7 protein-coding genes are annotated in these 13,213 nt (G+C 55.5%); all 7 read left to right on the top strand.

From position 1 onward, the window contains the following. Positions 1-3: 3 nt before the first annotated feature. The 7 genes from MHH62_RS25430 to MHH62_RS25460 all read left to right on the top strand — a co-directional run bounded on the left by MHH62_RS25430 (position 4) and on the right by MHH62_RS25460 (position 13,174). Positions 4-9,045 carry a filamentous hemagglutinin N-terminal domain-containing protein gene (locus MHH62_RS25430; protein WP_339232109.1) on the top strand — a complete coding sequence of 3,014 codons (9,042 nt, stop codon included), beginning with the start codon at positions 4-6 and terminating at the stop codon, positions 9,043-9,045. After that, a complete protein-coding gene (locus MHH62_RS25435; RefSeq protein WP_014716394.1) occupies positions 9,045-9,668 on the top strand; it encodes a hypothetical protein in 624 nt (207 codons plus the stop codon). Before MHH62_RS25430 ends, MHH62_RS25435 begins: the two co-directional genes overlap by 1 nt. Positions 9,669-9,765: 97 nt before the next feature. Beyond that, entirely contained in the window at positions 9,766-10,143 is a 378-nt protein-coding gene (locus MHH62_RS25440; protein WP_014716395.1) for a hypothetical protein, read from the top strand. Between the two features lie 222 nt (positions 10,144-10,365). Next, a complete protein-coding gene (locus tag MHH62_RS25445) occupies positions 10,366-10,857 on the top strand; it encodes a pentapeptide repeat-containing protein (protein ID WP_339232110.1) in 492 nt (163 codons plus the stop codon). 297 nt (positions 10,858-11,154) lie between these two features. Further along, positions 11,155-11,751 carry a hypothetical protein gene (locus MHH62_RS25450; protein ID WP_019819566.1) on the top strand — a complete coding sequence of 199 codons (597 nt, stop codon included), beginning with the start codon at positions 11,155-11,157 and terminating at the stop codon, positions 11,749-11,751. 167 nt (positions 11,752-11,918) lie between these two features. Then, positions 11,919-12,614 (top strand): hypothetical protein, encoded by a 696-nt coding sequence (locus tag MHH62_RS25455; protein ID WP_019819568.1) that lies wholly within the window; start codon positions 11,919-11,921, stop codon positions 12,612-12,614. Between the two features lie 116 nt (positions 12,615-12,730). Further along, entirely contained in the window at positions 12,731-13,174 is a 444-nt protein-coding gene (locus MHH62_RS25460; RefSeq protein WP_072435749.1) for a hypothetical protein, read from the top strand. Positions 13,175-13,213 lie beyond the last annotated feature (39 nt).

Below are 13,213 nucleotides of genomic sequence, written 5' to 3' on the forward strand. Positions count from 1 at the left end.
ACAATGGATGTTCGCCAATTCGCCTTCCTGGCCCGCCAACCTTCTGCCGCCCTGAAGCGCCGGGACGCGTTCTTCGGCCTGCCCAAGCGCGGGCTGGCCTTGATCCTCGCCAACGCATTGTTCTGGCAGCCGCTGCTGGCCCAGGCTGAGGGCATCGTGGTCAGTGCGCCGGGCACCACCGTGGGCGCGGCGGGCAATGGCGTGCCGGTGGTCAACATCGCCACCCCCAATGGCGCGGGCCTGTCCCATAACCAGTTCAAGGACTACAACGTCGGCCCCAACGGCGTGATCCTCAACAACGGCAACAGCGCCATGGTCAACACCCAACTGGGCGGGATCATTGTCGGTAACCCCAATCTCAAGGGCGGCGCGGCGAACGTCATCCTCAACGAAGTCAACGGCGGCAGCCCCAGCCAGTTGCGCGGCTACACCGAAGTGGCGGGGCAGTCGGCCAAGGTCATTGTCGCCAACCCGTACGGCGTGACGTGCAGCGGTTGCGGCTTTATCAACACCCCCAACGTCACCCTCACCACCGGCAAACCGGTGCTCGACGCCAGCGGCCAATTGCAGCGCTATGAAGTGGATGGCGGCGCCGTGACCATCGACGGCGAAGGCTTGAACGCCAGCAACGTCGAACGTTTCGACATCATCACCCGCTCGGCCAAGATCAACGCACAAATCAACGCCCGCGAACTCAACGTGATCGCCGGGCGCAACGACGTCGATGCGCAAAGCCTGAAAACCACCGCCCGTGCCGATGACGGCAGCACCAAGCCCGAGTTGGCAATCGACTCCTCGGCCTTGGGCGGCATGTATGCCGGCGCAATCAAACTGGTGGGCACCGAAGCCGGCGTGGGCGTGAAGCTCGACGGCACCCTGGCCGCCAGTGGTGGCGATATTCAGCTCGACGCCAACGGGCGCCTGAGCATGGCGCAGGCGGCGGCCACCGGTAACGTCAAAGTCACCGCGCAAAACGTCGACCTCACCGACAAGGTCTACGCCAACGGCAACGTGCAGGTCACCAGCGCCCAGGCGCTGGTCAACCGCAAGAGCATCGCCGCCGGCCAGCGCATCGAGATCAACGCGGCCAGCGTGAACAACCCCGGCATCATCGAAGCCGGCGTCGCCGCTGATAACAGCCGCAACACCATCGGCGATCTGGTGGTGAACGCGCAAACCGTCACCACCAGCGGCAACCTGTTGGCCAGCCGCGCCCTGGCGATCACCGCCGCACAAGCGCTGACCAACCAGGGCGCGATCATCCAGGCCAAGAGCGTCGAGGTCAGCAGCGCCAAGCTCACCAACCAGGGCGCCACTGCGCGCCTGTTCGGTGAGCAGAGCCTGGCGATCAGCTCACCGGCCATCGTCAACCTTGGCGGCCTGATCCGCTTCGGCGAAGGCCAGGCCGCCACGCTCAACAGCGCGTCCCTGGACAACCGCCAGGGCCGTATCGAAATGGCCGGCGGCAGCCTGGTGCTCACCAGTGCCGACCTGAACAACAGCGGCGGGCAAGTCATCGCCAACGACCTGACCGTCAACGCCGGCAGCCTGAACAACCAGAACGGCGTACTGGTGGCCAGGACCGCGACCGTCACTGCCAGCAACCTCGACAACAGCCTCAAGGGCCTGATCCAGGCCGACGGCGGCGCGCTCAACCTCGCCGTTTCCAACACCTTCAACAACAATCAGGGTTTCGCCCAGGCCAGCACCGATCTGAACGTTACGGCCGGCACCCTCAGCAGCAACGCAGGCGGCGTACTGAGCGCCGACACCGGCAAGCTCACCCTCACCGCCGCACAACAGCTCAACAACGCCCAGGGCCGCTTGCAGGCCGGGCAGGGCGATATCGAACTGCACGCCGCCAACCTGGATAACCAGGGCGGCACGATCGTCGGCAAGCAACTGCTGCTCGACGTGGCCGGCGGCGACATCGACAACCGCGCCGGGCGCGTGTTGGGCGACCACCTCGACGTGCGTGCCTCGGGCCTCGACAACCGCAACGCCGGCCTGCTGGCCGGTGGCGCCCAGGGCGTAAGCCTGCTGCTCAAAGGCCCGGGCCAGTTGCTCAACGCCCAGGGCCGCATCCAGAGCGAGGGCCTGCTGCAACTGCAAGGCGAGCGCTTGGACAACAGCGCCGGCATCCTGCTGGGCCAGACCGTCGACGTCACCGCGCAGACCTTCACCAACAGCAAAAAAGGCGCGCTGATCAGCGATGGCGGCGACGTGGTGCTCAAGGTCAGCGACCTGCTCACCAACGTCGGCGGCCAGATCGACGCGGGCGAGCGCAGCGTGCTGGTCAAGCAACTCACCACCCTCAATAACGACGGCGGCACCCTGCGCGGCAAGCGCCTGGACATCGCCGCTCAGCACCTGAACAACGACAACGGCCAACTGTTGGCCGGCGCCGAAGGCCTGAGCTACAGCGGCCAGGATGTGAGCAACCGCAAGGGCCTGATCCTCAGCGGCGGCGCGCTCACCGAACTGAACACCACCCGCCTGGATAACCAGGGCGGTACCGTGCAGGGCGACAGCCTGACCGTCACCGCCAACAGCGTCGACAACGCCAGCGGCGGCCTGATGGCAAGCCTGGTCGGCAACCTGCAACTGACCGTAGAAGCCCTGGCCAACCGTGGCGGCAAACTGTTCGGCAAAGAACAAGTGACCGTCAGCGGCGCCACCCTCGACAACAGCGCGGGCGGCCAGGTCAGCGGCAATCAGATCAACCTGACCTCACGCGACACCCTCAGCAACCAGGGCGGCCTGATCGAAGCCAACCAGGGCCTGACCCTCACCGGCGGCAACCTGGACAACAGCGCCAGCGGGCAACTGCGGGCCCTGGGCGGCGCCAGCAGCAAACTCAACCTCAGCGGTGCGTTGAACAACCAGAACGGCACCCTCGAATTCGGCAGCCAGGCCTTCAGCCTTGACGCCGCCAGCCTCAACAACCAGAACGGCATGCTGCAACACGCCGGCACCGGCCTGTTCCACCTCAACACCGCCAGCCTCGCAGGCAGCCAAGGCAATATCCAGGGCATGGGCAGCGCCGACTGGGCATTCGGTAAAGTCGACGGCCTGGGCCGCGTGCAACTCAACGACGTGCTCACCTACAAGAGCGACCAAGGGCTGGCCCTCAAGGCCGGCGACCGCATGGCCAGCGCCAAGGGCTTGATCCTCAACGTGGCCAGCCTGGACAACGGCGGCGAACTGCTCAGCGACGGCGACATCAGCATCACCACCGGCGATATGAGCAATAGCGGCCGCGTCTCGGCCCTGCAAACACTCACCGTCGCCGCCAACAACCTCAGCCAGAACGGCGGCCGCCTGGCAGCCACCAATGCGCGCCTGACCCTGGGCGGCACCCTGGACAACCTCGGTTTCCTCACCGCCCGCCAGCAACTGGACATCGCCGCCGCGCAAATCAACAACCGTGGCACCCTCGGTGCCCAGGGTGCAGTGAACCTCACCGCAGTCAACAGCATCACCAATGCCGCCAACACGCTGCTGTTCAGCGGCGGCGACATGACCTTGCGCAGCAATGGCTTCAGCAACAGCTATGGCGATGTCTACAGCAAAGGCAACCTGAGCTTCGCCGCTCGCGATGGCGGGCGTGCCGTGCTGTTCAGCAACCGCTCCGGTACCGTTGAAAGCGAAGGCTCGATCGGCATCAATGCGGGCTTTATCGAAAACGCCAAAGATGAATTCGAACTCGGGCAAACGCTGACCACCGGCAGTTTGAGTTGGATCTGTGGCCAGCACTGCGGCGAGAGCGACAACTGGGAACGTGGCGAGATCACCATCTACGAGACGTACCTTGAGGCGGCGACCAAGGACTCGGTAGCGGCGCGCCTGGTGGCGGGCAAAAACATGCTGCTGCAAGGCGACACGGTGCAGAACCGCTACAGCCTGATGGCCGCCAATGGCGACCTGAGCATCACCGCCGGTGACCTGCTCAACCAGGGCGCCGCCACGCGCACGGGCCAGCGCAAGCTTGTCATCGGCACGCCAGGTCACGTCTCCGACGATTTGTTTGAACGCATGCAATACGTCGACGTGCCCGCGTTCAATGCGGCCACGGCGGCTGGGAATTTCGACAAGGCGCGCTTCGAAGAACTCAAAAGCCGCTCACCCAATAGCCTGCCGTTCGCCTACGCAAGTGACGTCACCACCTGGACCAACAACAGCGGCCCCGGCTACGACGCCACCCTGCAAGCGGGCGGCACGGTCAACCTCAACGTCGCCCGCACCCTGCAAAACGGTACGCTGCACAACAACACCCTGGCCCAGTTGACCGGCACCCTCGGCGACGACCAGACCGGCATCCCCGTCGGCGGCATCAATATCAACCTGAGCAAACACGTCAACGACCCGAGCGCCCAGGCGCCGGGCAGCGTATTGCCCGTCGTGGGCGTGGCCCCCGGTGGCGGCTTCGTACCGGTGGACTACACCGGCACCGCCTTCGCCCCGGTCGACCCCACCACCTCGCCCACCTTCCAACTGCCCAAGGGCGAGTACGGCCTGTTCGTCAAAAACGCCGACCCTACCAGCCACTACCTGATCGAGACCAACCCCGAGTTCACCTCGGTGTCGGGCTTCTTCAGCTCCGACTACATGCTCGGCAAACTCGGCTTCACCGCCGACAACGCCTGGCGCCGCCTCGGTGACGGCCAGTACGAAACCCGCCTGATCCGCGACGCCGTCCTCGCGCAAACCGGCCAACGCTTCCTCGCCGGCGGCCTGTACAGCGACGCCGACCAGTTCCGCTACCTGATGGACAACGGCCTCGCCAGCAAAGACGCCCTGCGCCTGAGCCTGGGCGTGGCCCTCACCGACCAGCAAGTCGGCGCCCTGACCCACGACATCGTGTGGATGGAAAACCGCGTCATCGAAGGCCAGACCGTGCTCGTGCCGGTGCTGTACCTGGCCCAGGCCGACTCGCGCAACGTGCGCGGCAACAGCCTCATCCAGGGCCGCGACCTCAACCTGGTCACCGGCGGCGACCTGATCAACGTCGGCACCCTGCGCGCCAGCAACAACCTCTCCGCCATCAGTAGCGGCAGCATTTATACCGGCGGCCTGGTCGAAGCCGGCAACAACCTCAACCTGCTGGCCCAGGACAGCATCCGCAACGCCATGGCCGGCGAAATCCGCGGCAAGCAAGTCAGCCTCACGGCGCTCAAAGGCGACATCACCAACGAGACCACCGCCATCCAGGTACGTGACGGCGCCGGCATGCGCACCCTCACCGACACCAGCGCCGGCACCATCGTCGCCCGCGAAAACCTCGCCATCGACGCCGGCCGCGACCTCACCAACCGAGGCGCACTGGTAGCGGGCAACGACGCTAACTTAACCGCCGGCCGCGACCTCAACCTCATCGCCGCCAGCGACACCAGCGTCAAACACGAGACCCGCAACGGCGGCGAGAAATCCAGCATCACCACCGACGTCAAAAACCTCGCCGCCAGCGTCACGGCGGGCGGCAACCTCAACATGCAGGCCGGGCAAGACGTCAACATCATCGGCAGCACCGCCACCGCCGGCAAAGACCTCAACATCGCCGCCGGCCGCGACCTCAACGTCGCCTCGGTCAGCGACATGCACAACGTTGAGGGCAAGGAAAAGGACGGCAAAAAACGCATCAAGACCTCGGACGACCAGACCACTCAAGTGGCGAGCGTGCTGACGGCGGGTGGGGATTTTGTCAGCCAGGCGGGGCGTGACACCACGATCGTGGCGAGCAGGATCAGTGCGGGGAATGAGGCTTATCTATATAGCGGGGATAAGTTGAGTTTGTTGGCTGCGCAGAACAGCACCTACAGCCTTTACGACATGAAGGAGAAGGGGGGCTGGGGCGCGAAGAAGACCAAGCGTGATGAGGTGACCCACGTTACAAATGTGGGGACTGAGATCAAGACTGGTGGTGATCTGTCGCTGGTCAGTGGCGGTGATCAGCTGTATCAGCGGGCCAAGCTTGAGAGCGGTAAGGACCTGGCCATCACCAGTGGCGGCGCGGTGACCTTCGAGGCGGTCAAAGACCTGCACCAGGAGAGCCACGAGAAGAGCAAGAGTGACCTGGCGTGGACCAGCGCGAAGGGCAAGGGGAATACCGACGAGACGTTGCGCCAAAGTGAGTTGAAGGCACAGGGTGAGTTGGCGATCAAGGCGGTTAACGGGCTGAAGATCGACATTAAACAGATTGATCAGAACACGGTTAGCCAGACGATTGATGTGATGGTCAAAGCAGACCCACAGTTGGCTTGGTTGAAAGAAGCCGAGAAGCGTGGGGATGTGGATTGGCGGCATGTGAAGGAGTTGCACGACTCCTTTAAATACAGCCACTCCAGCCTCGGCCAAGGCGCAATGCTGGCAATTATCATCGTTGTCACCGTGTTGACGGCGGGAGCGGCCAGTGCGCTAGCTGCTTCGGCAGGTAGCGCTGTAGGGGCCGGCTCCACTATGGCTGCCGCGACAGCCGCTACCGCTGCGACGTCGACCACCGCAGCAGTCGCAGGAACTGCAGCAGGGTTGGGCAACGTCATCGCGACTGCCTCGTTGACCTCGCTTGCCAGTACCGGCGTCGTCAGCACCATAAACAATAAAGGCAACTTGGGGGCCGCATTCAAGGAAACCTTCAGCAGCGACAGCTTGAAGCAGTCACTGATCGCGGGCGCTTCTGCGGGCTTTGTGAATTACGCCAGTGGCAATTGGTTTGGCGCGCAGAGCGACCCTGTAACTAACAAGGTAAGTGGACCAAGCGTCGTACCCCATTGGAATGACCCCGCAGCGATTGGCCGTTTTGGAACGATCCAATTGGCTGGCGGTGCCGTGCGCGGAACGCTCTCTGAAGCTCTTGGACAAGGCAGCTTCAAGGATGCAATGAAGGGCAGCCTTTTCGATGTAATGCAGGCGACCGCGTTCACCGGCGTTGGTGATTTTGGTAATGCCTTCAAACTTCAAGACAGCGACCTGAGCAAAACTGCACTGCATGCTGTTGTAGGTGGTTTGCTTTCAGAAGCAATGGGCGGCGACTTTAAAACGGGAGCGATGGCTGCGGGTGCTAACGAAGCCCTTATTGTGGCGTTGGATAAGTCGCCTTTGCTCAGTGGCAATGATCCAGCGGAACACGATCGTCTGGTCAATGCGGCTTCGAAACTGGTGGGATTGCTCGCTGCCGCGAGTGTTGATGGCGATGTCGCCATGGGCTCGGAAATCGCTGGGAATGCACAGTCATACAACCGCAAGTTGCACGTTCAAGAAGAGAAACGACTGGCCCAAGAGGCCAAGAGTTTAGATGCCACCAAAGGTCAAAGCCGATCTGGTTTTGAGTGGGATGCGCTCCTAACGTTTGTTGCCGGAGGCGAGGTCGATCAGAAAACCAACAATGAGCTTCAAGGGATTCTGGCCGGTTACGGTCCTTCTAACCCTGAAGGGCAAGCATTAGGTGACGACCTGACTGTTGCGCGGGGAGTTATCACCAAGCTGCAAAACGAGAAAGTCCTGCTGACCTGGGGAGATGGCAGCCCCATTGTTGCCAACGGGGATCAGGTCGTTGCGTTCAAGTCCACAGAAAAGCAGTACAAGGATTCGCTGCTGTTCAATCCTTCAAGTAACACAACCTACAACAACGAACCTGGTGGCATGGGTGTTGTGCCTGATGCGTGGTCCGAGCAATACGGAGAGCGTACGGCTATCACGAAACTCCCTGAGATCGCCGCGCTCAGTTCTGACGCCGCCTCCCAAGCAGAGCAAATAGACCGGCTACGTGTTTTGGCAAGTGGTGGCATTAATTCAGATATTGATCTCAAGCTGCTTGCTGAGCTTATGCCCATAGGTGGAGTAGGCAAGGGAGCATTGTTAAGCGCAATCAAAGAGTTGGCCGCGCGCGACGCATTAGCGGTTAAAGGTACGGAGGCTATCGCTGGCAAGGCTGCAGAAACTGTTGCCGGAAAGGGCATTGAGTCAGCCGCTGGTAAAGGCTTGGATGCGGCGGCGGGTAAGGGGACTGAACAGTTTGCCAACCAAGCACAGGCCAAATTAGCAGGCTATAGCCCATGCTGTTTTGCAGCCGGGACTATGGTCGCCACCCCTGATGGTGAACGAGCCATTGACGCGCTCAGGGTGGGCGACGTCGTCTGGACTAAACCTGAAGAAGGCGGTGAGCCGTTCGCGTCGAAGGTCTCAGCAACCCACATTCGCACGGATCAACCGATCTATCAGCTGACGCTTGTGAAGAACGGCAGTGCCGGTCAAGGTATCACTGAGACTCTGCAAGTGACGCCGGGTCATCCGTTCTACGTGCCTAAGCGCAAAGGCTTTGTGCCACTTATAGAGCTCAAGCCGGGTGATCAACTGCAGTCGTTGGGGGATGGGGCGACTCAAGAGGCTTCGATCTCCGTTGTATCAATAAAGCTGCTGCAGTCGCAGGGTAAAACGTACAACCTGACGGTGGATATTGGACATACGTTCTATGTTGGCAAGCTAAGTACCTGGGTACATAACATTGGGCCTTGTTATACCTGTAATGCGGGAAGCTGTTCGATTCATGAGGTGCCTTCTGCCGGATCGCCTGTAAGCGAAAGCCACACTGACCGGACGTTTCAAGAGCTTGTGCCTGACGGCAAAGTGCCTAGCGTTCGTAACGGCGCTTTCACACGTTGGTTTGACGACCTGTCGCCAGCAGAGCTAGACGTGCTTTGGGAAAACAGGGCTACCCGAGAGGCAATTGAGGCGAGAATTCGTCAGCCAGGAGGTTTGCATGAGTGGTGTATGGTTTGTCGCGCTCCTGAATTCAAACAATGGGGGGTGCCGATGAGTGAAATTCAGCGTTTCAGAACAAAAACATCCGAATTGACATGGGTCAACCCTATTGATGGGGTACCAGGCGGTCACGGTGGGAATGCTTCAGGTGCTTTCCATAATGAGCTAAAAGCTGTTATTGATAACAGTAAGTCCCTAAACGAATTTAATAAGGGCGTAACGGCATTGCGCGATCGATGGAAAATCGATCCTTCTCTTTTGCCGGAGTTACCAAGAGGAAGAAATTAATGCCTACCCTTTTAAATGACTGGTGCGCTTTTTGTGAGGGAAGAACTTATTTTGATAAGTCGCATTTTTTAGCTCTGTTCAAAGTACATTCTTCTCTAACTGAAATTACTGAAGCGTTAAGCTATTTTCCTCAAGCTGACAGTTTGGTATCGCGCGTGAATGAGGTGATCCAAGCTGGTACGCTTGAAGATAAGTTATATCTATGCCCGACGATTGAATCTAGCGACTTTGAATTGATGCAAAAGGCAAAACTCTGGTTGCAAGCTCAGGCAAGTTTCTGTAAGTCTCTTGGAGACGACGAGTTATACGGGATATGCCAACGTGCAAAACTGTTGTATGGAAGTAAAGATCAATTTAACGATTATGATAAATTAGACGTTCCCAGCAACTGGATACTTGAACTGGTGGGGGATCAGGTCAGGGATTGCAGGTTGCTAAAAACAGAGCAAGAGTACGCACTGTTTGAGGCCCTTTACGGAGTTGCCGCTGATTATTATTTGGCTTGGTATATGGGGCAGCCTTTAATAAATCTGGATTTTGACTTTCGTTCATATTTCGAATTTTGGCGCTTAGGCGGTATTGGGTATCTCAGTGAAGATAAGTTCTTTGTTTGTCGAAAATAAAAGAGTGGGGGAAATGTATTTAGATCTGTTATGGCAGTACAAGACCTATTAGATAATATCTATCCCCCCTAAAAAAGGGGAGATTCGAGGGCGGAAAGTGATTACAGAAAGAACTGATCGTTACAGTGATGAACTTTTAGGGTTTGTAATCACCTGTCTGTTCTGCGAGGCTATTGATAGATTGGAGTTACAATCGTGGTGCGCAGGATTTTTAGGGGAGGAGGGAGCTCCAGATTTTTTATATGATTTGATTGAATTTGATGAGCCTATTTTCAAGATCTACAAAGTAATTGGCTATGTTCCAAATTGGAGTCGCTCTAAAAACGAGGAATATGCTTTATATGGAATAGCACTGCTCCGTGGCACGGTACCCTACGATATGCCGCTTTCGGCTACCGAAATGTTGGACGAGCTAGCCCGGTTGCCAGCGATACAGCATATGTTTCGTAAAGTATTTCCAAGTGTTGTATTTTAAAAGGTAGGATAGATTTTTTTGGGGTAGAGATGAGGGTGTGTTAGCAATAATGTGGAAATGAAAAAAAGGGGACTAAAAAATGGGACAAATTTATTTAAATTAAAGTTGAAAAGCCTATTAAATAAATCTGTCCCATTTTGTTGGAACATTACCGCCGAATAAAGCTGGCTTAACTAAGCCAATGTCTGAGGTGAAGGTGGATCCGGTGGATTGGGGGGATAAATGATTAATGTTAATTTTGAGACGGGCGAGATATTAACTCTACCTTTAAATGGTTTTGTTGGTGCAAGTTTGAAAGGGTTGCAGTTGCATCGCGCTATATTTGATGAGCTTAATATTGGAAGTGCCGACTTTTCTGGTTCGAATCTGAGAAGTGCCTCATTTGTTAACGCGTTTATAGATCGAGCTATATTTGATCGAGCAGCTCTGATGAATTCAAATTTTATGAATTCAGTTATGAGTAATACTTCTTTCGCAGGCGCAATGGCAGCATTTGCTGATTTTGCCGGTGCAAATCTTTCATGTGCAAGTTTTGATGGTGCTGATATTGGTGGTGCTAGCTTTATTAGATCAAATTTATGTGGCGCTGATCTTTGTGCAAATAGAATCGAAGAGGCGTTTTTTTTGGGCGCTACGTATAATGACGCTACTGTCTGGCCAAGTGGGTTTCGACCAGAAAGTTATGGTGCGATTAAAGTGCTTAAACGAGAGTAGAAAAGGGGGGCGTTATTTATGTTAGAGTTGAAAAGCATATTAAATAAATCTGTCCCCTTTTTCTATCGTGGTTGTATTTGATGTCGATGCTAAACTCCATAGTGAAATTATGGCTAACGCAGTTCCTCAACGTCCGATTCCAGGAGTCAACCGAGACCCGTCAGCGCCTAAAATTGTAGATCCGACCAAGCCTGGGACAGCCCTGGAACTTCCTAAGGTGTGGGAATCGTTGCTTGAAAAGCACTCAAGCAACGCCCGCATTTACGCTCATGAAGAATTTTTAAAGGAGTTCGGGAATTGAATTTAAATAAAGAAGTGCTTGATGGTTTATGGTCTGGTGAGAAAAGTATCTGTTTTTTTGTAAGTGGTGCTAAGTGTTATTGGGTTTTGGATTATAAGTATAACTTTTCATTGGATGCGGAAAAAGACTATCGCGCATATTTGGATAAAGGGCATATAACCCAGGCGCAGTATGAAGAAGCGTGTAGGGTGTTCCGTGGTGGAATTTTAAAGCTAACAGCCGATAATTTTTCGCAGTATCTAAATAGTGTTAGTGAAGGTGTGTTGACGGGTGAAGACCTTTCAAAAATTTTTGAGCTGGATGACGACTGTAGTTTACCCCGGTTGTTGAAAGAGGTTGAGGGCTACTTTTTGTCAGGCGCGAGTTTGAGTGCGGATATATTCGGTCTTGTTGGCCGTGTAGCGTCTAGGTTGCCCGTATTCTATATTAATTTTGATAGAAGAATATATATGCATATGGATCAAGACCGATTCCACGAGGAACTCTCATATTCTGATTGGACATCCAAGTGTTCAGATTTTAGTTTTTTAATACCAGATGCTGAGAGATATTGGATGAAGAGCGGTGATCTCTGGAAGTTTCGCTATGTTTAGTCGTGGTGTTGAGGCGATTTATTCGTGAATCTGACACAAAAATGGCCTTTCGTCGTGCTATAACTAAGGTGGGCGTCAAGATTTGATGGGCGAAGTTGCGTTTATTTAGGGGGGTAAGCCTTTTGGGTTTAGTTTTCAAGTTCGCCTAACTTTCAAGAGTGTTATGTATGAAAAAAATTTTCGTAGTTTTTTGCACTTTATTTCTGCTGGTTGGCTGCGTAACACAAGACCTGAGCATTGAAAACCGCCATAAAATCACGACTGTCACTATTTTGCCTGCCTCGTTTTCGGAGCAGCAGTTCAAGTACACCAGCATGGATCAAGCCTGGGGGGCCGGCTTAGGTGCCGGTGCCGGGGTGGCTGTGGGAATGGCATCGGATTCGTCCAAAGTCGCTACCAGTGCTATGGCTGGCGTGGGTGTGGCAGCGGGCGCGAAAGTGGCTGATGGTGGAGCTTCAAGTCCACGGCAGGCAATTTTGTTGAACTTGCAGCGTAACGAAATAGATCCAAGGCAGTTGTTCAAACAACTGTTGGAGGCACGGATCAGTGCTGAGCATTTATTCAAAGTTGAACCGGAGGGCGGCCGGGCCGATGCGCATATAGAATTTGTCGTGTCCGAATGGGGCTTTGCCTTGAAAAACTACAGTGCAGAGCTTTATCCCACAGTGGGCATTGTAGCGACCATGAAGCTCGGCGACGCAGTAGTTTGGAGGAATTTCGAAACTGTAACAGCGTTCAGTGAGGGAAATGTCCAGGCGTATACACCTCAGGAGTACGCAACAAACCCTGAAGCTCTCCGTAGCGCTTTGCAGAATGCTTTCGAGTTAGTGATAGCTAAACTAATGGCTGACTTAAACCAATAGGCGCTATAAGGGATAGAGAGAAAATGGCACAGATTTATTTAAATTTTAGCTGGGAAAGTGTATCAGATAAACCTGTCCTATTTTGTTGTGCTTAATTGCATAGGGCGCGGCGAGTTATGACGGATAAACAAGTATGTGAGCTGACGATTGATGATCTTGGTAGTTATAGCGTTTGGTTCTTTCCGATGGACGACACCGTGGAGGACGAATTAACTATACGCCCCCTCGCCGAACAGGAAACGTGCTCAGACTTTCAGATTATCGTTCGAGCTGATTTTTTTGGTGAAAATGGCTCTGTGTATTGCGGTTATTTGTATTGGGACTCCAATCTTGCAGTTGAATACTTGAGGCCTGTTGTATTGTCTGGAACGGGAGAGGCCGTAAGTTTTTGGAACGGTATAGTAACTCCCGCGTGGGAAAGTTCGGAGTTCGCCGATTTGATTAGATCCGAGTTGCCTATTTCTTATACCTCAGAACCGATTTTTGGTCTTCCTTCCATTTGCGGAAAACTGGAGGGACTTTATTATCTTTCTGATGATCAAGTTTGCTGCGTGAAATGACGAAAAAAGTGGACCGGTTTTTTGGTTGGATTGCTCACG

Source organism: Pseudomonas sp. FSL L8-0168 (assembly GCF_037976155.1).
Taxonomy (GTDB): Bacteria; Pseudomonadota; Gammaproteobacteria; order Pseudomonadales; family Pseudomonadaceae; genus Aquipseudomonas; species Aquipseudomonas paracarnis.

Bases quoted from the DNA above. Each gene is read 5' to 3' on its own strand.
- MHH62_RS25430 (WP_339232109.1), top strand. From the start codon at position 4: ATGGATGTTCGCCAATTCGCCTTCCTGGCCCGCCAACCTTCTGCCGCC.
- MHH62_RS25455 (WP_019819568.1), top strand. From the start codon at position 11,919: ATGAAAAAAATTTTCGTAGTTTTTTGCACTTTATTTCTGCTGGTTGGC.
- MHH62_RS25460 (WP_072435749.1), top strand. From the start codon at position 12,731: ATGACGGATAAACAAGTATGTGAGCTGACGATTGATGATCTTGGTAGT.
- MHH62_RS25435 (WP_014716394.1), top strand. From the start codon at position 9,045: ATGCCTACCCTTTTAAATGACTGGTGCGCTTTTTGTGAGGGAAGAACT.
- MHH62_RS25445 (WP_339232110.1), top strand. From the start codon at position 10,366: ATGATTAATGTTAATTTTGAGACGGGCGAGATATTAACTCTACCTTTA.